Source organism: Paenibacillus sp. GL_099_B, assembly GCF_057835695.1.
Genome location: NZ_CM174430.1, coordinates 401,687 through 424,591, shown reverse-complemented (window position 1 = coordinate 424,591; position 22,905 = coordinate 401,687). Strand labels below are relative to the sequence as shown.

Here is a 22,905-nt window from a genome sequence, read left to right as displayed (position 1 = left end):
ACATTACCCAATTCAACTGTTTTTGCATCAGTTGTCTATTCATAATTTCCCCAGACGAAAAAGAGCCTGCTCCAGAGAGCGGCCCTAATCTTGCCATTTCAATGATTTACTCCAGTACCATCCGCAGGGCGGTCAGTGCAATCCCGATTATAAATCCGGTAACGGCCCCGTTAATACGAATCCACTGTAGATCCTGTCCTACCTTATCCTCAATCAAGGAGATCAGTGAGGCATTGTCCATTTTGTCGACATTTTCGCGCACGAGGTTGCCGATTTTGGAATGGTTTTTCTCCAGCAGCGTCGTTACGCCTTCCACAATCTTCGCATTCAACCCTGCCAATAAAGCATCGTCTGACCGCAAATCAGACAATACCCGCTCAATCGCAGGCAAAGCAAACGTATCCACATACTGACCATCTTCCATCGCAGTGAGCGCCTTATCCCTCAATTCAATGAGTTTGTTCAGCACGGTTTCCTCTGCGTTCCATCCATCCAGCATGTTGTTTTTCCAGCCGTTGACTCCATCCTGCACACTTTCACTCATTGCCAGCCGGATAGCCTGGGTTCGCAACAGATCGAGCACTTTGTAACGAAGAGCGCTGCCCTCCCGCTTCATGTCCTCCACCCGGTCAAACAGATACCCTTGCAAAATGCTGCCCAGACGCTCCTCGTTCAGATAACCCATGAACGCATTCATCGCAAATTGCATTAATCCGTTCATCTGGATGCCACTGATCGCCTTTAAGCCGCTTTCACCCAAAAACATGATCGTCTCCGGCTTCACCAGCCATTCCTCTGCCTGCTTCAGACCGTAGTCCAGTGCTTTGGCATCATATCCACGCTCACTCATCTGGGTCGAAGCCCGTTCCAGAATTGGACCAAGGTCGAAGGCTCCTGCCTGGGATTTGATCTCTCCCGCAACCAATGGAGCAATCTGCTCCAACGGCAGGCCTGCAAGGATCCGTTTGCAGAGCGTATCGATCATGGTCTTGACTCCATCGTTGTGAAGTTCCCTTGTCATGGTATCCAGAACGATTTCTGCCGCCTTGAAACCCGCAATTTTCTCGGTGATGCTATCCTTGTTCAGCAAGTTATTTTCCACCGCGGAAACAAGGCCTTCAGTCAATTTGTCCCGATTTTTAGGCAGCAATGCCGTATGGGGAATCGGAATACCCAGTGGGTGACGGAACAACGCTGTTACGGCGAACCAGTCCGCAAGTCCACCTACCAACCCCGCTTCAAATGACCCTACCAGCAGTTTGCCTACAACACCGCCCTGAAACGGCAATGATGCGGCAAATCCCGCTCCCATAACCACGAGAGACCAGGCTGCTGCTTTTTTGGTTTGTTTAGGTTTAGCCATGGTATTCTTACTCCTTTATCGTTAATCACACGGGTTCAATGACACCCAACTTTCCCGTGCTCCTCTGTTCTTCATGTGATCCCTTCCATAGGAAAGCTTCTGTTTCCATATTTCGTATACTTCATCTTATCACCCGTACGCGTCAAAACCAAACCTCTGGCTGGCGAAAAAGGATAAAAGAGGGGTTTTTCCTATCGAAATGGTCGTATTCTTTTCCATTACCAAAAAGGTTTTAGTATAATCAATACAGACGGCCATCCATTTACGATTGGCCGGCGGTCAGCAGGGTAATTACATCATGGAATAATGAATGAATCAGAGGAGGAATTTCGGACCATGAAACACGTGCAGGACACAACGACACTTTATAACGGAGTCAAAATGCCTTGGCTGGGTTTTGGTGTATTCAAAGTTAAAGATGGAGAAGAAGTGGTTGAAGCCGTCAAAACGGCCATTCAGGCAGGTTATCGCAGTATCGATACAGCGAAAGCGTATAACAACGAAACCGGTGTAGCTCAGGGTATTCGTGAATCCGGAATCGCCCGTGAGGATCTGTTCATTACCACCAAAGTGTGGAACGGGGACCAAGGTTACGAATCCACACTGGCGGCTTTTGAAGCAAGTATGGAACGACTCGAACTGGAATATCTGGATCTCTATCTAATCCACTGGCCTGTTAAAGGCAAGTACAAGGATACATGGAGAGCGCTGGAGAAGCTGCATAAGGAAGGACGTATTCGCGCCATTGGGGTGAGTAACTTCCAAATCCACCATCTGGAGGACTTGATGACCGATGCCACCATTAAACCTGCTGTGAATCAGGTGGAACTGCACCCCCTGTTGATCCAAACGGAGCTTCGGGAGTATTGCAGCAAACATCAGATCCAGATTGAAGCCTGGTCTCCACTGGGTCAGGGACATCTGCTGGAGCATCCGCTTCTTAAGGACATCGCTGCCAAATACAGCAAGTCACCTGCACAGGTCATTCTGCGTTGGGATCTGCAAAATGGCATTGTGACCATACCTAAATCCGTTACACCACAGCGCATACGCGATAATGCGGACCTGTTTGATTTTGAGTTGACCACGGAAGAAATCGAGCGCATTAGTCAATTGAACGAGAATAAGCGCTTTGGTTCCGATCCGGACAACTTTAACTTTTAAACTCAACATACAATCAAGCTAGAAAACATCAAAAAAATCCCGATCCGGATGCATACGCACCTGGATCGGGATTTTGCTTGTTCATTTATGGTTATATTAGCCTTTGGAAACCAGTTTGAAATCATCAAAATGGAAACCTGGCGCTACAACACACGTTACCAGTACAGGCTCATCACCCAGTGGACGTGCCGTTTGCCATACTCCGGCTGGAACGAGTACCTGCGGCGATTGCCCCGCAGCGATATCCATACCCAACACGAGTACTTCTTCATTTTCGGGGTTTTCCCCGTTGCCGCCCAATTTCAATTCAACTGGACTGCCGCTATGCCACAACCAGAGCTCATCGGACAAAACGGTATGCCATTCCGAGACTTCATGGGAGTGCAGCAGGAAGTACGTCGAACTTGCCGAGAATCGAGGGCCTGAGTATGTATCCGGCAGTACGGATTGTGGAATTTGATACGATGCCTTCCATTCTTCCTTATACCAACCGCCTTCAACGTGTGGCTGCATATCCAATGCAGCAACGAGTGGCGATAATTCATGTGTCGTCATATTCTGTTTCCTTCCTTCCAAATCGAATTGGAGACACCCCTATCCAGAGGTTAGCCTCACTCCCCCTACTGTAAAACATGAATAGACTTTTGTCACCTTTACAACATATATAAGCTTCCCGAAAATCATTCCACCCGCATTCTATTCATTTCGTCTGGTCGGACCCACATCCAAATGATAGCGTTTACAACAAACTGGATTTTCCGTTATGATATGGATATTAACCGTAAATCAGCTGGCGCAGAGGGGAGACGTGTTATGAGTGTTATAGAGGATCGGATTGGACCCAAATATCGAATTGGCGAGAGTTCATTCACCATTGAACACATGAGCAGACACGACGGGAACGCCATGCCACAGCCTCACGCGCACCCTTTTTACGAACTGTATTATCTGCTTGAAGGAGAACGCGTCTATTCCATGAATGGTCAGCTTCTTACCGCCCGCAAAGGTGATTTGATCCTGATCAATCCCCATGATGTACATACGACTTCCAAAGGAAGCATTCCCGGCTTTGAACGAATTCTGATCGGATTCTCGCCTTCCTTTGCCACCGGGATGGAGCTCGGAATATGTGGTCTGCTTCCCTTCGATCGTTCAAGGCTGCTGCACTTCCCTGATGCGGAACAACCCGAGATCGAACGAATGCTATGGCAGATGCTGCAAGAATGCAGGGAGCGCCGACCTCATTATGAAACCGTGGTGAGAAGCCTGCTCGCCCAGATTCTAATTTACATCTACCGGGTTGAAGAGAATACTCGGCAATCCTCTCCGGTCCCGCATCATCCAATGCAAGATAAGATCAGTGAGATCGTCACTTACGTGAACAATCATTATACCGAGCCCCTCACATTAGAAGAGGCCGCAGCGCGATTTTATATCAGTCCATCTTATTTGAGCCGGATGTTCAGCCGTTTTACCGGATTTCGCTTCAGCGAATATTTGCGTGTTACACGGGTTCGGGAAGCACAGAGACGTTTACTCTCCACTCAGGAACGGGTGCAAATGATTGCGGAGAAGGTAGGATTTGAGCATACAGCCCATTTTAATAAAACGTTTAAACAGGTGACCGGGACGACGCCGCTTCGCTATCGCAAAGAACATCGATAGATCATTAAAGCGACTGGCGAAGCCGGAATTCTGTCATGCGACAACCTATCATGACACCGCGCGCCAGGAGATGCCCGCGGTGATATGCTAAGCCGAACCCTTTTTACCTTCGGATAATTACACCACTTCTTACTTCAGGACCAACGGAGATTTGGCGCCCCTCTGTATCTGCATCACTTTCCCGGCATACGATTCCTGCCGATTCATGTCCTGTCACCATCAGAAGCCGACCGTCCGCGCCTACACCCTCAATCGCTTCCAGCTCCGCACCCTTACACTGATGCAAATGAATTAACGATCCTTCGGTAATATGTGCTTTCATTTCGGCGATTCGCAGGTGCTTCGCATGAGCGCATTGCACCCCGTTACGAGCCGTCACCGTATATCCCTGAATGACCAGACCATCCAGAGGCATTTCCGGCAGTCCACTCACCAATAACGCGGTTTCTGCCCCTGCGCAGACCACATCCGATATCCGAATATCCCGGAACACCGGAGTCTCCTCACTGACCTCCTGAGTCAAGTCGCTACCACGAGCGGAACCCTCCTGATTGGCATAGAAAAAGGAAAACGAGATAGCTTCCATTATGATATCTTTCATATAAATGTGCTCCACCTGAATATCCTCAACGACCCCGCCGCGCCCACGCGCGCTTTTGAAGCGAAGCCCAATATCCGTTCCAATAAACGTACAGTCCGAGACCCGGACATGCCGCACGCCACCGGACATTTCACTGCCAATGACAAAACCGCCATGACCGTGATACACGGTGCAATTACGGATCGTAATATATTCCGAGGACAGACCGAGTTCACGACCTTCTGCATCCTTGCCGGATTTCAGGCAGATCGCATCATCACCAACATCGAATACACTCTGCTCCACAACGACATGACGGCAGGATTCGATGTCCAGCCCATCACCATTCTGGGAAAACCATGGATTCCGTACACTCACGTTACGAATCGTGACATGCTCGGATGCCCATGGGTGCAGATTCCATGCAGGCGAGTTCTGGAACGTCGAACCGTCCAAAAGCACTCGTTTACATTGACGCAAGCTGACCATGTTAGGACGCAAAAAGTCTCTGACTTCGTCATAAGCAGCCACATCACGCACTTGCTCCAGATGCAGACGATTCGCAATCGCACCGCCTTCAAGGGCAGAAGTCGATGGCCACCAAATGGCTTCGTCTCCGCCAGCATGCTCCACCACACCGCCCGAAGAAACCAGTCGATTCCACTGCGAGGCGGTCATCTTGGATCGTTTCACCGGACGCCATGCCTCTCCACCGCCATCCCAAATCCCCTCACCCGTGATCGCAATATCCTCCAGCTGCTCACCATCAATGGGCGACTGACACCGCACTGCCTGCCAACCTTCAAAGCTGGACGCAATCAGAGGATATTGATCAAAATTACGGCTGAACGTAACCAGAGCACCCGCCTGAACATGAAGCTCAATTCGACTGCGGAGAACAATCGGCCCCGTTAACCAAACACCCGCTGGAATGACAATTCGGCCACCTCCCGCTTCTGCACAAGCTGCTATAGCCAGCCGGAACATCTCGGTATTATCCGTCAAGCCATCCCCTACCGCTCCATAATCCGTAAACTGAAAATCCCTTGCAGGGATGACAGGTAAACTCACTTCATAAGCCTTTATATCCGATTCAATACCTTCTCCTGTACCAAGTGGGGAGTAATATGTATTCATCGTTCATAACATCCTCTCTCTACCTATAATTGGATCGGACTGTCTTTAATATTGCATTACTTACTGGCAAGCGCATTCTTGCTCCATCATATCAATGCCATAGGGCGTAAGGTTGAGCTTTTTTGCCACATGCGATTAAGAATTTGATGTTATTTGTTTTTATGATCAGAGACATAAAGTAAACATCCCTTCCAGTATACTCTATACATCTATTCCAATGGTTGTAAAACAACTAGGAGAATCGATTCATTTTTCTGTCAGGATTCGTCACAAAGAGTCTAATAATGTGACAAATATATAACACAATTACTGGCTATAGCCCTATGGAACCCATTACTTATGTCATGTTTTATTACAAACCAATTGCCTTTAGCAGGATGAGTATGTATGATTAAATAACTAGTTTCAATTTATTCCTTAATATTCCTTTTCAAACAGACGTAGCAGAAAGGATGGGGTCTCTTGATTGAATTTAGGGGTGTCCAGAAACATTTTGGTCATTTTCATGTCCTCAAAGATATTCATCTTCACATTGAAGAAGGAGAGGTCGTTGTGATTATCGGCCCTTCCGGCTCAGGCAAAAGTACATTGCTCCGCTGCATCAACCGCTTGGAGTCGATTACCGAAGGTGAACTTGTCGTCAGTGGTGTCCCTTTACATCAGAAAAAGGTGGACATCAACCTCTTCCGTCGTGACATCGGCATGGTATTTCAACACTTCAATCTCTACCCTCACAAAAAAGTCATTGATAACATTACCCTTGCACCCATGAAGGTGCGTAAACAGCCCAAAGCACAGGCAGCCTCTACGGCGATGAAGTATTTGACCCGGGTTGGCATTGCCGACAAGGCAGACAGTTATCCTTCCCAGTTGTCCGGTGGACAACAGCAGCGTGTAGCCATTGCAAGAGGTCTTGCCATGGAACCCAAAATCATGCTTTTTGACGAACCCACCTCTGCACTGGACCCCGAAATGATCGGGGAAGTTCTGGATGTCATGCGGTCTCTTGCCCATAACGGGATGACAATGGTCGTCGTTACACATGAGATGGGATTTGCCCGCGAGGTCGCAGACCGAGTCATCTTTATGGATGAAGGCCGAATTGTGGAAGAAGCCTCCGCCGCTGAATTTTTCGACAACCCGAGAGAAGAACGGGCCAAGCAATTCCTGAGTCGTCTGATTCACCACTGAGAATAATCCATTTTGAAAGGGGTCTTTACCAAATGAAAAATGTATTAAAGTGGCCGTCGTTTATGCTTGTCTTGATTCTATCCCTTGTCTTGTCCGGTTGTAGCAATGGAGAGGAAAGTAGCAACAGCGGTGGTTCTGGTGGGAGTACCGAAGCCAAAGGCACGATTGAACAGATTAAAGAGCGTGGCAAGCTCATTGCCGGCGTGAAATACGACACCAAATTGTTCGGTTTGAAAGACCCCGCAAGTGGCGAAGTTGAAGGATTTGATATTGATATCGCCAAAGCACTCGCCAAACAGATTCTTGGAGACGAAACGAAGGTAGAACTGAAGGAAGTAACATCCAAAACGCGCATTCCGATGCTGCAAAACGGCGACATTGACCTCATCATCGCAACGATGACGATTACGGACGAACGCAAGGAACAAGTGGATTTCAGTGATGTCTATTTTGAAGCCGGGCAGTCTCTGCTTGTGAAAAACGACAGCGCAATTACCGGTCTCGAAAGTCTCAGCGGCGTGAAGGTACTTGCCGTCAAAGGCTCGACTTCTGCGCAAAACATTCGCGAAAAAGCCCCGGACGCCGAGGTGCTGGAATTCGATAACTATCAGGATGCCTTCACAGCCCTCAAAGCGGGTAAAGGCGAAGCTCTGACGACCGATAACATCATCCTGATCGGCATGCAGCAGACGGATAACAACTACAAGCTGGTTGGTGGAAATTTCACGAGTGAACCTTACGGCATAGCAATTCGCAAAGGCGACACAGCCTTCGTCGAAGAAGTAAACAGCCTGCTCAAAAACCTGAAGGACAGTGGTGAATATGATACGTTGCATGAAAAATGGCTGGGCAGCAAGCCAGAGTAACCCCGATTAATGATGGTTAAGCGGCGACTTCGCCTGTGATATGCAATGCATGAGCAGACGCAATCGCCGCTTCTACATCTGGAGAACGGAGGCTTCGCCTACATGGGCAAATTGGACTTCAGCGTACTGATCAAACATTCGGATCGATTTCTGGAAGGGTTCCTCAATACCATTCAGGTGAGCATCATGGCCTTGATTGGCAGCTTTATTCTTGGTGCAATTATGGCTATCTTTCGGATATCCCCCATCAAACCGCTCAACTGGATCGGCACAGCCTTTGTGGAGTTTATCCGTAACATCCCGCTGCTGCTTGTCGTGTTTTTCTTCTATCTCGGATTGCCGGCACTCGGCATTTCACTGGATGGATTCATCTCGGGTACACTCGGTCTGACCATCTATACGGCTGCTTTCATTGCCGAAGCGATCCGGGCGGGTATTCAGACGGTCCCTCGCGGGCAGTTAGAGGCTGCGAGATCTTCCGGTCTATCCTACGTACAGGCCATGAACCTGATCATACTGCCACAGGCGATCAAGATTGTATTGCCGTCCATTGGCAACCAGTTTATTAATCTGGTCAAAAACTCATCCATCCTTGCGGTCGTGGCTGGCATGGATCTGATGTATTTTGCCGATCTGATCAACTCGGATACGTTCCTACCGCTGAGCGTTTACACCATTGTTGCGCTGTTCTATCTGGTGTTGACCTTGCCGCTCAGCTTTCTGGTTCACTATATGGAGCGCCGTTTCGGACAAAGTGATGCTGACGCCAGCCGTGTTAAAGGCAAACCAAAAAAGAACAAACCAACCGGTCAGGTCACCATGTAAAAAAGACATCCATTCTAAACCTTGTCTTACTCACAGAAGGAGGCCGATGATCCATGGACTTTAGCGGGGCCTACGCCTGGCCCAACCTTCGTTTCCTGCTGCACGGATTCCTGATTACCCTGCAAGTGGCAGGGTTGTCGATTGTATTCAGCTTTGTTCTCGGCACCGTGCTCGGTACCGTTCGATACACCCGAATTCCGGTCCTGTCACAGATTGTTTCCGTCATCGTGGATACGATCCGCAATCTGCCGCTGCTGCTGATCATTTTCTTCATTCATATCGTACTTCCCCAGCTCGGGATCAAAATGTCCGTCTTCTGGTCTACGGTTGTTGGACTAAGTCTGTTCGAAGGCGCCATGATCGCAGAGATTGTCCGCAGTGGACTCAAATCGATCGAGCGCGGTCAGGTGGAAGCCGCCCGTTCCTCCGGCCTAAGCTATATGCAGACACTTGGCGGCATCATCATGCCTCAAGCTTTGCGGCGCATGTCGCCACCGATGGTGAGTCAGTTCATCTCTTTGCTGAAGGATACTTCACTAGCGATCATCATCTCCCTGCCGGAGCTGATGCACAATGTGCAGATCCTCGGGGGTCAAAGCTTCGATTACGTCATCCCTGCCCTGCTGCTCGCAGCCGTATTGTACTTCGTCATCAACTACACGTTGTCCATTGTGGCACGGCGGCTTGAAGCACGAATGACTTGATGATCGGATGATTGATGCTTCCATTACAACCCAAAGACTCCAGCTCCACTTCAACAGTGGTTTTGGAGTCTTCTTTGGATTTCATAATAGTCTGCTCGCACAGGAATCATTCCTCAAATCGCTGCTCCGTTACGGCGTAGTTCCTTTTGCAGCACCTCTACTGGCAGCTCCAACGGATCAAGCTTCATCTGAACAGCTAAAGCAGCGGCTGTTCCCGCCGCCTGCCCCGTAGCCATGCAGCTTGGAGTCAGCCTTGTCGTTGCGTGAGCCTCATGTGTGGTGGAGATACATCGACCTGCAGCCAGCAGATTGCGAATATTGCGGGAAATCAGAGAGCGGTACGGAATATCGTATGCTCCGTCTCCTTCTATAAAAGCCGCTACGACGCCTTGACCGGAGGGATCATGAATATCAATCGGATAGCCACTTCTGGCGATTACATCGTCAAACTTTTTCCCTGCAACCACATCGTCCTTGGTCAATGCATAGTGTCCGATGATTCGCCTGGATTCACGGATACCGATCTGCGGTGCTACCGCTGAGATCGAAGCCCGCTCGAATCCAGGCACGTCACGCTGCAGAAACTCAGCGATCATCAGCACCTGTTTCCTGCCTTCCTGTTCAGCAGAGGTCAGATCCTCTGCATCTGTAGCATCCAACCCCTGCACCCGGGTGCAGTTAATCAATACTTCATCTTCAGCCGGTCCGGTAAAAAACAATACCTGATCACGATTAATCGGTACACCTGCTTTTTTCCATTGGGAATAGAAGCCGCTCACCCCGGTTAACGGGATACTATCCAGTTCGGAGAAAGGGGTTTTGGCATAGAAATCCTCCGGGTGCTCCTGCATGTATTGTTTTACTCGTCCAAGGTCCACACCACGCATCCGGAATTTCATGGTCATCGGCTGTGACTGGTGATCGCCATCTCGCCCCTTTGCAACAGAGGCGCCCGCAAGATAAGCCGCATCCGCATCACCGCTGGCATCCACAAATACGTTCGCTCTTAGCTCCATTCGGCCAGACTTGTTCGTCAGACGTACCGCCTCTACCCGATCATTCACCATAACCACTTCATCCACGAAGCTGTGCAATAACAATCGCACACCTGCTTCCTGCAGCATCTCCGCCGCAACCACTTGATAGATCGCCGGATGGTAAGGCGTAACGGTGTGCACAAATCCAACTGTATCCCGAAGATGCCCCGGAGAGCCGCCGCGCGCCTGTAGTCGGTCAACGATTTCTTGGGCGATACCCTGAATCACCTGTTCACCACTCTCCGTATGGAAGGTCATCCAGGGGTAGACCATGGCGGCAGTCGACATTCCACCAACAAACCCGTATCGCTCCACCAGCACTGCTCGAACACCTTGTCGTCCAGCTGCGATGGCTGCCACTATTCCCGCCGGACCCCCTCCCACAACAACCACATCCGCTTCTTCCTTTTTCATACTTATCCGTTCACTCAAGCTATCACTCCTTCCGTTCTATTGCATGGACTACTCTTTCAGTCCTGTCATGGCAACTCCCTCAATGAAGCGCCGTTGTGCCAGGAAAAAGACAATCAGCAGCGGCAGGGTCGCCATGACGGTGGCACTCATCAGATATTGCCAGGCTGTGCCCACTTCATCCGTGAACAAGGATAATCCAAGCGGCAGCGTCATCAGTTCTCGCGAGTTAATGAAAATCAACGGATCGAAAAACTCATTCCAGATCGTCACAAAAGTAAAGATCGTCAGCGTAGCCATACCGGGCTTGGCAATCGGGAGCATAATTCGCGCATAGATCCGGAAGCGGTTGCAGCCGTCAATCATCGCCGCTTCTTCCAGCTCGGTGGGTACCGTAATGAAGAACTGCCGCATCACAAAGATACCAAACACGCCGCCCGCCCCAAAGATCGGCAGTAAAATCAGCGGAAGATGTGTATCAATCCACCCCAGCTGCCGCATGAACAGAAACATGGGAATAGCCGTCACCTCATGGGGAATCATCATCGCACTCAGCAGGATGAGAAATACCACATTACGTCCCTTGAACGGAATTTTGGCAAATGCGTACCCGGCGAGAGATGCAAAGAACACCGTACCCAGCACAACCACAGCAGCAATATATACACTGTTAAAATAAAAACGATGAAACGGAATTAATCGAAAAACATCGATGTAGTTCTGAAATCGGAAGGTATCCGGTATCCACTGTGGTGGATAGGTAAATATGCTCTGAGGTTCCTTGAATGACGTCGATATCATCCAGATAAATGGAACAAGCATGATCAGCGAGATCAGTGTCAGCAGCAAATACGTCCCCAGGGCACTGCCTGTCTTGCGAATCGAAGGATTAGGCATCGCCTTCATTGAATACCCACCTCTTTCGAAGCTGCCATTGCAGCAGCGTCAGAATTAGCACGATAAAGAAAAGCACATAGGCAAGCGAAGAGGCGTAGCCGAACTGAAATAATTTGAATGCTTTTTCCCAGATATAATAGACCAATACCTTTGTGCTGTTGCTTGGCCCTCCCTGTGTCATTACGTAGATCTGTCCAAACACCTTGAGCGAGCCAATCACTGTCATTACCATGGTTAAAAACACCGTTGGTGTAATCATGGGTAACGTGACGTGAAAGAAAGTCCCCCTTCTGCCCGCGCCGTCCAGTGTTGCCGCTTCGTAAAGTGAACGCGGCACCTGCTGAATGGCTGCAATGAACAGCACCATATTCAGACCCACATTTTTCAGTACACTCGTCACAATAACCGCTGGCATCGCCAGATTCTGATTGTAGAGCCAGGCCGGACCCTTGATGCCTATCATTAACAGAAGCTGATTGATCAGTCCCGACTCTGTGGCATACATCAGCTTCCATACGATGGACCATACAATCAGCGAGGTCATGACCGGAACAAAGATGGCTGTTCGAAAAATCCCGATGCCGCGCAAACTTCTGGATAGCAGCAACGCGAGCAGCAGCGCGAGCACAATATTAAGCGGCACAAGCCCCGCAGTGAAATAGACCGTATTGGCAAGCACCTTCCAGAACATGGCGTCTGTCATCACATTCCGGTAATTCTCCAGTCCAATAAAATGATGATCCCCCAGCAGCGGCCAGTCGGTCAGGCTCATGTAAAGAGCCAAACCCATGGGAAACAGCAGCAGCAGGGTAAACCCGAGCACCATTGGCGATACAAACAGCCATCCCGCGATCTGGGCCTCTCTGGCGAGCGGACCTCTTCCTGTACGCTTGCGTGAATGGGTCACAGTCAGGCCCTCCCCTTTATCAAATTTCTTCCCTTGAAACGAATATTTACACTTGCCACTCCAATGACAGAACAACCTTCCGATCGCTGTTATCCCCAGATTTTTTTAATTCAATTTTACAAAGGGGAAAATCCGGGGATAAAGGCGAACACTCCGTTTCTTCAGGTTATTTCTGTCCTCTACGTTCTCTTGTAAATGTTTAGTTCAACTTATATAGTCTGAACGGTTCAGATTGTCCACCGCATTACGGAAGGCGTTAACAGCCCTTCGCAGCTGCTCCTCCGCTCTGCCTGTTACGACCGCTCCAAGCATGATCGCCTTGACCCCGGTATCGTGCAGCACCCGAACATCGTCAGGCACCAGCTTACGCTGAGAAGGAACCAATACCGGAATTTGCGCCTGCAAAACCAGACGGCGATATTTGAGCACGTCCGCAAAGCTTAGCGGTGTACCATATTCATTCCCAGGCACAATGGATGCCTCCAGGGCGGTGAAACCGTAATGAGCCGCCGACGCTACGAGGGAAGGTTCATATTCGTCATTGATTGCAAACGTGGGGTCCAGCCCTAGGTCATCCAGCATGAAGGACGGCAAGTGATGTGCATAGATGGAATAGAAGTCAAAACCCAGCCCGGAGAGGCGCTCCACGTCCTCCCTCCGTGCTCCATCTATACTACCGGATGGTACGACCCCAAGCGGGCCGCCAAACTCGTTACGGATCGCCTGAAAAACTTCGGCATAGTTGTCCAGTGGACCAAAATGATTCCCGCTGGCGCGATGACCGACATTATAATGCACCTTCAGTGCATCAGCGCCCTCTTCAATTGCTGCCCGGGCCAAAGATAGATCGTTCTCGGGTAAGCTGACCACAAGTGACAGGGATTTCCGATCAAGCAATTCCTTGAATTTGCCCATCATGCTCACCTCCTGTTTCTATAAGATTATTTATTGTTGCAGCACGCTTTGGACCTCTTCCTGCATTTGCTTCAGATTATCCTCGGGTGTCGCTGAACGGGCGAACAGTCGGTCAAATCCCTGCAACACCGCATTGTCGATATCCTGCCAACGGATATGACCTGGAATCAAGCGCGCTTTTGGCATTTCATTAATCACCGCCTGCACAATATGCTCCTTGCTCGGATTATTCGGCTGATTAATGAACGCATCGGAGTTCAGCACAGAGGTACGCGGAGGCACAAAATAGGTGGCCGTCGCCTGAATGCCCTGCTCGCTGGCAAAATACTTCAATAGCTTCTTGGTTTCCTCCGGATGTTTGCTGTCATTGAACATGGCATATCCAGCCTGCCCCAGCATCGGTACGCTGCCCTGTGAACCGGAAGGCATGGGAGCGATACTCCACTCAAAATCCGTAATTTCTCTTGCTTTGGAAACATAGCTGTAGTTATCGAAGAACATGCCCACATTGCCAGCATCGAAACTGACCTGCTCGCCTGCTTTTGGATGCGATTCATCGGTAAACATCATGCGCTCCAGCAGTTCAAAGGTCTGTACGCCATAAGCATCGTTCCAGGTGAACTTCGTCATACCTTCGTCGAATGGACCGCTGCCATTGGACCAGGAATACGAGGAGAGCACAGCCCAGGTCTTCCAGTCGCGAAAAAAGTTAGCGCCATAGATCCGGTTGGTCGCCTCCTTGCTGGTGATCGCCTTAGCGGACTTCTCGAACTGTTCCCATGTCCATTGCCCTTGGCTGGCAAGTGTATTCGGGTCGGTCAGGCCTGCTTTGTCGAACAGCGTTTTATTGTAGAACATGACCACCGGAGGTGTGGAAAAAGGAAGCCCCAGCAGCTGATCTCCATCACGGAACAAATCCAATGTACTTGGTATATAATCATCCAGCTTGAACTGGGCATCGTCCTTGAACTCGGATACATCGGCCAGGATGTGATTGGATTTGAATTGCGGAACCATCCGCTCCGATACCCATGCGATATCCGGGAGAGAACCGCCAGCGGCAAGCACCGAAATTTTTTGCTGATATTCCGCGAAAGGTACGGATTCCATCGTCACCTTGATGCCTGGATTTTCCTGCGTGAAGCCATCGATCAGCTTGTTGTATACATCCATATGTGCCTGATTGCCCCACATCATGAACTTCAGCTCAACCTCTCCATTCTCCCCGGCTGCATTCTCAGGATTACTGCCGGAATTGGAGCTTGTGCATCCGATTGAAGCAATCATCATAAGTAAGAGTATCAATATCAGTCCTGCTTTTTTCATGAAAATCCCCCTTATGGACTTAGTGGTATACATGTGCAACCAAAGTATAACGAAGGCATCGGCCACTCATAAATCACGTCAATTACAGAAATGGTATGGTATTTCAAGAAATACTGAATCGGTCACGATATTCCCCTGCTGTCCAGCCCACCTGCTGCTTGAATACCAGCATGAAGTGCTTGGGACTCTGATGCCCGGATAACCTTGCAACATCATAGATTTTGAGCCCCGTGTTAATCAGCAGCCACTTGGCCCGTTCCATACGAGCCTCAGCGATGTATTCGGAGTAATTGGTTCCTGTTTCGTTCTTGAACAGCTGGCTTAGATAGGTGGGGTTCAGATTAACCAGAGCTGCTATGGTCTGAAGTCGCAGATCCCCATCGGGGTGCTGCTTGATGTGCTCCTTCACATCTCGGATAATCTTCCGTGTGTCTCCGCCAGAGTGCTCTGCTTTCCCAGATGGCTCAGTGACTGGAAGGGTTGAAATGCCGTACCTGCGATCCAGCAGCAATTGAATTTTTTGGATGCATAATGCCAGTTCATGACGTTCAATCGGCTTCAGCAGATAGTTCAACACCCCGTACTCCATCGCTCTGCGTGCATATTCAAACTCCCCGTACCCGCTAATGATGATCATCAGCAGTTCAGGGTACATATCTCTTGCTTTGGATACCAGTGTCAACCCGTCCATTTCACGCATGCGAATATCTGTGATTAACACATCCGGTACTTCACATCTCAGAAAATCCAGTGCCTCGGCTCCGCTCGAAGCTTCACCTGTTACCTGGAACTGAGGGGACGCCTGTACAATCAGCTCTCTCAGCCCCTGACGGATGACCGTCTCATCCTCCACAAGCAATACTTTATACATCGCTTCATTCCCCTTTTGGTTGAAGTTGAATGGATATCGTGACCGCCAGGCCCTGCCCGGGACTGCCATCGACGCTCAGGCTACCACCTTCTCCATACATGAGACGGAGCCTTTGAGAGATATTGTTAAGTCCCAGCCTGTCCCCGGCATGGCAGCGCAATGCCTCACCGGAAGGCTGCCGAGCAATGGATTCATTTAATTCATCAATCTCCGCCTGAGCCATGCCTTTGCCATTGTCACGCACAATAATCAGCAGCTCATCATTAAATTTCAATGCAGATACCCAGATCACTCCGCCATTGTCCTGCCCTTCAATGCCATGGTAGACAGCATTCTCCACCAGCGGTTGTAATACCAGCTTCGGAATCAGACACTCTGTAACAGCTTCATCAATGTCATAGATTACCTCCAGCTTGCCGTCATAACGTACCTGTTGAATGCGTACATAGGATTGTACAAAAGCCAATTCTTCCTGAAGCGGAACCCTCCGGTCCACCTTATCAATCGTATAACGCAGCAGCTTGCCAAGTGCCGTCACCATATCAGACACCTCAGCGTGCTTCTGGCGGACCGCCATCATGTTGATGGACTCCAATGTGTTGTATATAAAATGGGGATTGATCTGGCTCTGCAATGCTGACAACTCCGCCTCTCGCTCTTGAATGCCTAGCAGAAATACCTCGTTGAACAGTCGATTGATCTCTTCCATCATTCGGTTAAAGCCCCGGCTAATCTGTCCGAACTCATCATTGCTGAAGTGCGCTACCCGCTGGCTAAAGTCTCCCTGCTCCACCCGGATCATATTGTGCTTCAGTCGAATCAGCGGCCTCGTTATGCGATAGGATAAGAGAACTGCGAGAACTGCTACGGCTGCCATACATAACACAGCGAATCCAAACGTAAACGTGAGCATCTCGCCCGACTCCTTCTGAATAACGGCAATAGGCGTAAGGCTGATCACCGAAAGTCCTGAATAGCTGGAATGGTGCTGTACGTAGAGATAGGGCTTCCCATCAAGGACAACCTTCTGGTTGCCTGCGTAGCCTTGAAGCTGTCCATGCTTTAACAGTTGGTCGTATGCGGATAGACCTCCGGCAGAGGTCCGTTCGAACAAGAGATGCTGCTTGCTGTCGACAATCATCAGGCTCGCATTTTGCTCAAAATTCAGATTGGACAAGAGTTGACCGAAGGCTTCCATCCGGATGTCGATCAGAATGTAGCCCAGTCGCTGGAGTGTACCCGGATCACGAATCTCACGGGCAACTGATATATACGGCTCTTCATGACTGCCCGTGTAATAGCTGGGTTCGTGCGGAGGAAGCAGACGCCATTCCCCTTCCGAGCCGTTAAGCTCTGCAAACCAGTGATCCTGCCTGCTGTCCCATACCTGATTCACTGCCAGCGAATCCAGATTGGAGAACAGGATGCCGCTGTTGCTGATCAGATGGATGCCACGAATTTCCGGTCGGTCGTATGCTTGACCAGACGTGTAGAGCTTCATTTTCAGATAATCATCGGATCTTGCCCATGTACCCGATCCCATCGGAGCATTGTATTTGCCCAGAATACCGAGCACCATCTGATCATAGAGCGGCAAGAGCGACAACCGCTCGAAGTCCTTGAGCAGCCGATTCAGGTTAGTATTAATCTGGCGAACAATATCAATGGTGAACTGCTCCGTCTTGCGATCAATCGTCTGCGAGAAATGCAGGTAATTCACTACTCCCTGCAAGCTTAGCGGCAGCAAGGTCAACGCCAGGAACAACAGGAGCAGCTTGGTGCGCAGATTCATATTTCTTCCGAAATAACCCTGTACCTTGTCCATCATTTCCGTTCATCCCTCCCTCTCCCGATCATTGTATGAGCCCCCTTCACAGATCAATCTGGATATATAACTGGGGTTCATCATATCCAGTTTTAATGATCGTTGGCTATCCTGCCAACCATGGGATTGGTATGGAATTTCAAGATTGAATTATGGGTTTCGGGGAAACGCAAAAAAGCCGACTGTATCGCTACAGTCGACTACTCTTCTATTGCACAAAAAAACCGATTGCATTATGCAATCGGCTGTCTTTTCATAAAGTGTTTTTTATATTTGAAGCGATTATATTCATTAATTAACTCGTCCAATACCATCGATTGTTGAAGGACTTTGTAGTCTTGCATGCCATGATATTCCGCCAAACGACTTAACTCATGCCTGTTCTGTTCGATTTGGTCTCTAATCTGCTTCGGTTCTCTCACAGCATGCACCCCCTCTTTTTAAAACATTTTAGGATACATTGCCAAAAAATTCATATTTTATTCCTTTGCAAAATAGAATGTTTGCTTACATTACTTTTCAAAGAATTGACGTCTTTTTCAAATCAGAGTTTATTTCAATTTTATCTTTAATCTTTCTAGAGAGATTTTCAAAATAAATTAAAGATAAACATTTTTTTCCTAATAATTAGAATTAAAATATTATGCAAAAAAAAATAAAATATAGAAAAGGAGGTGTTATTTATCCATTATTTCCAAAAGAGAGGTGAGCGCGAAAAGATCGAAAATAAATATCATTTAAATTGAGATACCATAAATTGAGATTGGTATGAAAAATTAAGCGATTCTATTAAATATCGAGGGGAGACGTTAATCAATGAAAGCAAAATTTTTAGTACCTTTATTATCTTTATCAATTATTGGGGGAGCCGCTTTCTTCTCTAATACATCAACCATTCATGCAACAGAAGACCCACAGGGAGCTGCAAAACTGGTTGTACAAGAGTTTTTTGATGCTATGTCGGAGGAAAAATTCGCAGAAGCTACAGAATTAGTAGTAGATTTAAGATACCCGAGTAAAGAAAAACAAATTGCAAAATATGAGCACTATAACTCAGTAAGTGACTTTGAATCAATGAAAATTGTTGATGCGAGCTTAAAGGATGAGGCAAATGTTGTAGTTACTTTTGAAGGTAATGTTTCAGGAATTGATTCCAAAAATGAGATCTACGTTAAAGAAATAGATGAAGAATGGAAATTGATTCTTGGTGATGATGATCCTGCTACTATTGCTGCACTAAATGCTCCGGAATTCACTACCCAAGCTATGGTAGATTACTATTCCTTCACAGGGTTTAACTATGGTAGAGCTCACTACACTATTAATTCCTTTTCTACATTAGGTAATGCCGTTAATCTAATAGGTTGGCAATATGCAGGGACACAATACCATGCCGATGTAACTTATCAAGTGGCTCAAGATTCATTCCTTGGATGGAAGACTCTTGGAAAATCCGAGCCCGTATACGGCAACTATACATCTGCTGCTGGTGATAGATTCTCTATTTCTTTAACAGGTGTACCCGCCGGTAGCGATTATCACATTCGTATAGTTAATTGGGCTCCAGTCCCTGTTGATGGCGCAGGGAATGTTTACACCAACTAGCAAAAGTTAATTTAGACACCGCCGGAATTGATGTGACCCATAACCCTTACATTCGCGTAAAGGTTGTGGGTCACTTGTTATCAAAAAAAGCTAAAGTTAAATACTAAAATATTGATCCCTCCAGATTTAGATCAAATTTCAAATACTTATCTTATGGTCTTGATTTATTTTCAATTTTCTGTTAATTTTACTACATAGAATTACATAGTAGGTGGTGTATAAATTGAAGAATGAAATGATTAAAGGATACATCGATGGTATTATACTATCCATCTTGAGCCAAAGAGATGCATATGGTTATGAGATATCCCAGTATATAAATGAAATAACCTATGGAGAGTTCCAACTTAAAGAAGGGACTCTGTATCCTGCATTAAAAAGGTTAGAGGCTAATAATTATATTGAAGGATATTGGGGGGAACAAAATGGTGGCCCAAGACGAAGGTACTACCGAATCATAGAAGAGGGACAGAATAAACTTAAAGCCATTAAATCTTCGTGGATAAAAAACACACATATTATAAATATTTTTTTGGGAGGTACAACTAGTGGATATTCAATCTTATTTAAATCAAGTATTTAGAAATTCCTTTTTATCCAAAAAAGAACGAACGGATTTGACAGAAGAAATGGCTGCACATTTAAATTCATCAAAAGAACGTTATATTAATGAAGGCTGTTCCTCTGATCAAGCGACCAAAAAAGCCTTAGAGTCCTTTGGCAATCCAATAAGTATAAGGGAGAAGTTGACTAAAGAAACTTTCGGCTTATCAAGCAGTGTTATTTTGGGGTTAATCTGCATCAGTGGATTTTTGTTTGTAAGTTCTTTAATTTTAGGAATAATTGCAAACTATTATGGTTTTCACAATAGAGTGATTGAACTTTCTCCCATGTTATTTATTACAATTTGTGCAATATGTGGTGCTTTACTGCTTACTCGTAGAAATATAGATAGATTTTGCCTGGTATCAGTTCCCCTTTTATTTGGATTAGGCTATTTACAGGCATACTTAGGACTCTTTAAAAATATGATAGGCGGGATAGAATCATTTAATCTTTTTGAGAATCTTTTTTTTAGTGGCGCATATGACTTTTCAGGGCGTAGCAGTTTCATGCTTATTGGAGGTTTTATAATAACACTGCAAACCATTGCAATATTTATTCTGAGCAAAAATATTTACATTTCGGTTATGCCTTTCTTATTTTCTGTAATGTATACACTCTCTCACATGTTAGTTATTGGAATGTATTACCTGTTCTTCTCTAATGGATTTTTTTCACAGGTAACAAATGGATACAACGTTTTTGTTGCCGGTAATATTCAACGTCTCACTGATATCGGCATAAAGTTAGGAATGTGTATTGTATTATTCCTTATTTTAAACACTATTAAGAAAATCATAGCTAAAAGAACAATGAAGACTGTTTAATAATGTAAGTTTCAGATATACTCTTAGCGCGCCTAACTATAACCTTTCTTCTCATAATGAGCAGCGGATCTCATAATACGCCATTGCATCAGGAGTTAATTGAAAGAGGCAGCGAAACCATATTTAGTTTATGGTTTCGCAGTTCTAAAAGAGCTGCATTTATTAAGGATAAACCTTTCTAAATAATGTTTATTGGAAATGCGTCTTTAATGCTGTTCTTTCTTCATATTAATTGTTGACGTATATCGGTTAAACTCATTTATCAATTCATCCAAAATCCTGGACTGCTGTAGAACTCTATCATCATGCATGCCATGTCTCTCCACCAAACGGCGTAGCTCTTGTCTACTTTGCTCTATTTGGTCTCTCAGGATTCTAGGCTCTCTCACAGCATGCACCCCTTTTTAAAACAATTTAGAATACATCTTGAATCCATTTTTTTCGTTTAAACCCTTAGTACTGACAAAAACATATGATATTTTGCATAATTTTGTAGAAATAATTGTTTGGAAAAGGATTTTATTTCCATTTTTTGACTTGATTATTGAACACAAAAATAGCCTACCGCAAAAACAGTTGGCTATTTGAATATTTATCATAATTTATGCAATATTGATCGATTGTAATATCTGTTGATATTTATCGTTTATTTCTTCATTAATAAGCAAGCTGTCTGTACTCCTTTGGGGATTTACACATTTTATTAAATCATATGGAAGAGCGTATCGTAGTTGTTGACTTCATGTAACCACTCCACAATAATTCCTTATTTCATTTCTAAAGCTACAGATACTTACAAACTCGCATTTGGGTGAAGCAAGCTGATTAATGTTTTGTATTGGTTCTCTAATTCTTTAGATAAATGACTCTTAAACTCTCCATAAAGATTAATACACTTTAATGTTGCCGCATCATCCTTAACAAAAATGGATAGTTCTAAACTTATAAGAAGCGACTTTGCACCAGATTCGTGTTTATGTCTTTTAAAATAATAAACTGCAATCTCGTAAAATAATACAACTCGTCGATAATACCAACTCTGTTCTGTGTATCCCCCTCTTAAATAAGCATCACTGAATTGGGTCGAAATTTCCTTTTCAAACTTGATCAACAAATCATCCACATCATATTGATGTCTGTTAGCAGATTGAAAAATTTTGACCAAAGCAGGAAGGATTTCAGCTTCATCTTTCTCGATACAAGTAATGTACTCAGGTATAATCTCTCTTACGCCCATCATTACTTGATACAAATATTTATTAACTTTAGCCCAATCTTTAATTTTTCGATCAATAAGATTATTATCGTCTCCGAAATCCACTATAATTCCCTCATATAAATCAGTAAATCGAAAAGCTTCTTTATAATTTTCGGAGTAATCATGGTAATTCGCAATTAGCAAGTTAGAATAAGCTTTATATACATATAGTGGATACTGTGTTTTACTAGTAAACTTTTTAGTTTGTCTCATGGCCACATCCGCCTGCTTTTCTAATAAGCAAGCTAAGTCTCTCATTCTATCCCATTCATGTAACCCCCAGTATGCATTCGCTAGATCCTTAATTGCATCCAGCTGATAGTCCTCATCTAATCGTTCTATGAATGGTTCTAATTTGGAAATGAGTAGTCTATTCACTTTCTGGTCATGGCCAATATTAATAAGAAAAATACGGTACTGACACAGTGCTAACCTTTCCGAATGCTGATATTTCTCACCTTCCGCTACGCATTCATATAAAATAAACGCTGCCTCGTTCATTTTATTAGAATATAGATTCTCTGCCATTTCAAACAGTTCTGAAATATAGGATCGATCATCTGTAACCTGATAAATCACCTTTTTAATACAGCCTAGCTTGTTAAGTTCAGCACAGCGATACAGGAACGGCTCCAAACGCCTCCAATGAGGAGCAGCTTCCACAAAACACTCCACACTGTACATTTCATAGAAGTGCCCCTTCTCCAATCCCATCGCAGAAGTAATCTGATCCAGTTGATTCATGGCAAGAGGCCTGCTCCCTTTTATAATGGCACTTAATGTGCCAACATTAACTCCACAGGTATTAGAAAATTGTTGAAGTTTGTACCCTTTCTCCTTGATATAATCCTCTATATGCGAGCGTATCGTAGGTGCAAGTTTCATTCTTCTCACTCCCAACATCATTCACATACTTTCATATGAACTT

General features: G+C 46.2%; 22 protein-coding genes. 9 read left to right on the top strand and 13 right to left on the bottom strand.

The features are described 5' to 3' along the window. Positions 1-106: 106 nt before the first annotated feature. On the bottom strand, positions 107-1,363 hold the full coding sequence (locus AC3ITG_RS02055) for a DUF445 domain-containing protein (RefSeq protein ID WP_489252649.1): 1,257 nt from the start codon (positions 1,361-1,363) through the stop codon (positions 107-109). Positions 1,364-1,699: 336 nt separating this feature from the next. Here AC3ITG_RS02055 and AC3ITG_RS02050 point away from each other — a divergent pair, with 336 nt between their 5' ends. Continuing rightward, positions 1,700-2,527, top strand: coding sequence for an aldo/keto reductase (locus tag AC3ITG_RS02050; RefSeq protein ID WP_489252648.1), 828 nt, complete (start codon positions 1,700-1,702; stop codon positions 2,525-2,527). 96 nt (positions 2,528-2,623) lie between these two features. On the opposite strand, the gene AC3ITG_RS02045 is transcribed toward AC3ITG_RS02050, so the two are convergent. After that, a complete protein-coding gene (locus AC3ITG_RS02045) occupies positions 2,624-3,082 on the bottom strand; it encodes a cupin domain-containing protein (RefSeq protein ID WP_413374686.1) in 459 nt (152 codons plus the stop codon). A 258-nt stretch (positions 3,083-3,340) separates the two neighbouring features. Between AC3ITG_RS02045 and AC3ITG_RS02040 the strand changes: the two genes are divergently transcribed. Beyond that, the gene (locus tag AC3ITG_RS02040) at positions 3,341-4,192 is read left to right on the top strand and encodes a helix-turn-helix transcriptional regulator (protein ID WP_489252647.1); all 852 of its coding nucleotides are present in this window, start codon (positions 3,341-3,343) and stop codon (positions 4,190-4,192) included. Between the two features lie 103 nt (positions 4,193-4,295). Here the strand turns inward: AC3ITG_RS02040 and AC3ITG_RS02035 are convergent, their stop codons facing one another. Then, positions 4,296-5,909, bottom strand: a complete 1,614-nt coding sequence (locus AC3ITG_RS02035; protein WP_489252646.1) for a glycoside hydrolase family 28 protein — start codon at positions 5,907-5,909, stop codon at positions 4,296-4,298. A gap of 462 nt (positions 5,910-6,371) precedes the next feature. Between AC3ITG_RS02035 and AC3ITG_RS02030 the strand changes: the two genes are divergently transcribed. The 4 genes from AC3ITG_RS02030 to AC3ITG_RS02015 all read left to right on the top strand — a co-directional run bounded on the left by AC3ITG_RS02030 (position 6,372) and on the right by AC3ITG_RS02015 (position 9,495). Next, on the top strand, positions 6,372-7,100 hold the full coding sequence (locus tag AC3ITG_RS02030) for an amino acid ABC transporter ATP-binding protein (protein WP_413374680.1): 729 nt from the start codon (positions 6,372-6,374) through the stop codon (positions 7,098-7,100). 32 nt (positions 7,101-7,132) lie between these two features. Further along, positions 7,133-7,966 carry an ABC transporter substrate-binding protein gene (locus AC3ITG_RS02025; protein ID WP_489252645.1) on the top strand — a complete coding sequence of 278 codons (834 nt, stop codon included), beginning with the start codon at positions 7,133-7,135 and terminating at the stop codon, positions 7,964-7,966. Between the two features lie 102 nt (positions 7,967-8,068). After that, the gene (locus tag AC3ITG_RS02020; RefSeq protein ID WP_413374676.1) at positions 8,069-8,791 is read left to right on the top strand and encodes an amino acid ABC transporter permease; all 723 of its coding nucleotides are present in this window, start codon (positions 8,069-8,071) and stop codon (positions 8,789-8,791) included. 53 nt (positions 8,792-8,844) lie between these two features. Then, a complete protein-coding gene (locus tag AC3ITG_RS02015) occupies positions 8,845-9,495 on the top strand; it encodes an amino acid ABC transporter permease (protein ID WP_489252644.1) in 651 nt (216 codons plus the stop codon). A gap of 113 nt (positions 9,496-9,608) precedes the next feature. Here AC3ITG_RS02015 and AC3ITG_RS02010 read toward each other — a convergent pair whose 3' ends face one another. The 8 genes from AC3ITG_RS02010 to AC3ITG_RS01975 form a co-directional block, all read right to left on the bottom strand. Beyond that, the gene (locus tag AC3ITG_RS02010) at positions 9,609-10,946 is read right to left on the bottom strand and encodes an FAD-dependent oxidoreductase (RefSeq protein WP_489254395.1); all 1,338 of its coding nucleotides are present in this window, start codon (positions 10,944-10,946) and stop codon (positions 9,609-9,611) included. Positions 10,947-10,994: 48 nt separating this feature from the next. Then, positions 10,995-11,849, bottom strand: coding sequence for a carbohydrate ABC transporter permease (locus AC3ITG_RS02005; RefSeq protein WP_076290688.1), 855 nt, complete (start codon positions 11,847-11,849; stop codon positions 10,995-10,997). Then, positions 11,833-12,747 (bottom strand): carbohydrate ABC transporter permease, encoded by a 915-nt coding sequence (locus tag AC3ITG_RS02000; RefSeq protein ID WP_489252643.1) that lies wholly within the window; start codon positions 12,745-12,747, stop codon positions 11,833-11,835. The genes AC3ITG_RS02005 and AC3ITG_RS02000 overlap by 17 nt, the downstream gene beginning before the upstream one ends. 204 nt (positions 12,748-12,951) lie before the next feature. After that, positions 12,952-13,665 (bottom strand): hypothetical protein, encoded by a 714-nt coding sequence (locus tag AC3ITG_RS01995; protein WP_489252642.1) that lies wholly within the window; start codon positions 13,663-13,665, stop codon positions 12,952-12,954. 27 nt (positions 13,666-13,692) lie between these two features. Continuing rightward, on the bottom strand, positions 13,693-14,988 hold the full coding sequence (locus AC3ITG_RS01990) for an ABC transporter substrate-binding protein (RefSeq protein ID WP_489252641.1): 1,296 nt from the start codon (positions 14,986-14,988) through the stop codon (positions 13,693-13,695). Positions 14,989-15,091: 103 nt separating this feature from the next. Beyond that, complete coding sequence (locus AC3ITG_RS01985; RefSeq protein ID WP_489252640.1) at positions 15,092-15,859, bottom strand: response regulator transcription factor; 768 nt, start codon at positions 15,857-15,859, stop codon at positions 15,092-15,094. A gap of 4 nt (positions 15,860-15,863) precedes the next feature. Further along, a complete protein-coding gene (locus tag AC3ITG_RS01980; protein WP_489252639.1) occupies positions 15,864-17,687 on the bottom strand; it encodes a cache domain-containing sensor histidine kinase in 1,824 nt (607 codons plus the stop codon). Between the two features lie 230 nt (positions 17,688-17,917). Next, positions 17,918-18,106 (bottom strand): aspartyl-phosphate phosphatase Spo0E family protein, encoded by a 189-nt coding sequence (locus tag AC3ITG_RS01975; protein ID WP_064642743.1) that lies wholly within the window; start codon positions 18,104-18,106, stop codon positions 17,918-17,920. Positions 18,107-18,500: 394 nt separating this feature from the next. On the opposite strand from AC3ITG_RS01975, the gene AC3ITG_RS01970 reads away from it, so the two are divergent. The 3 genes from AC3ITG_RS01970 to AC3ITG_RS01960 all read left to right on the top strand — a co-directional run bounded on the left by AC3ITG_RS01970 (position 18,501) and on the right by AC3ITG_RS01960 (position 20,719). Further along, positions 18,501-19,289 (top strand): nuclear transport factor 2 family protein, encoded by a 789-nt coding sequence (locus AC3ITG_RS01970; protein WP_489252638.1) that lies wholly within the window; start codon positions 18,501-18,503, stop codon positions 19,287-19,289. A 223-nt stretch (positions 19,290-19,512) separates the two neighbouring features. Continuing rightward, complete coding sequence (locus tag AC3ITG_RS01965) at positions 19,513-19,872, top strand: PadR family transcriptional regulator (protein ID WP_489252637.1); 360 nt, start codon at positions 19,513-19,515, stop codon at positions 19,870-19,872. Beyond that, positions 19,838-20,719, top strand: coding sequence for a permease prefix domain 1-containing protein (locus AC3ITG_RS01960; RefSeq protein WP_489252636.1), 882 nt, complete (start codon positions 19,838-19,840; stop codon positions 20,717-20,719). The genes AC3ITG_RS01965 and AC3ITG_RS01960 overlap by 35 nt, the downstream gene beginning before the upstream one ends. 206 nt (positions 20,720-20,925) lie before the next feature. On the opposite strand, the gene AC3ITG_RS01955 is transcribed toward AC3ITG_RS01960, so the two are convergent. Next, positions 20,926-21,108 carry an aspartyl-phosphate phosphatase Spo0E family protein gene (locus AC3ITG_RS01955; RefSeq protein WP_489252635.1) on the bottom strand — a complete coding sequence of 61 codons (183 nt, stop codon included), beginning with the start codon at positions 21,106-21,108 and terminating at the stop codon, positions 20,926-20,928. 404 nt (positions 21,109-21,512) lie between these two features. Beyond that, positions 21,513-22,862: a transcriptional regulator gene (locus tag AC3ITG_RS01950; protein WP_489252634.1), complete on the bottom strand. Its 1,350-nt coding sequence runs from the start codon at positions 22,860-22,862 to the stop codon at positions 21,513-21,515. Positions 22,863-22,905 lie beyond the last annotated feature (43 nt).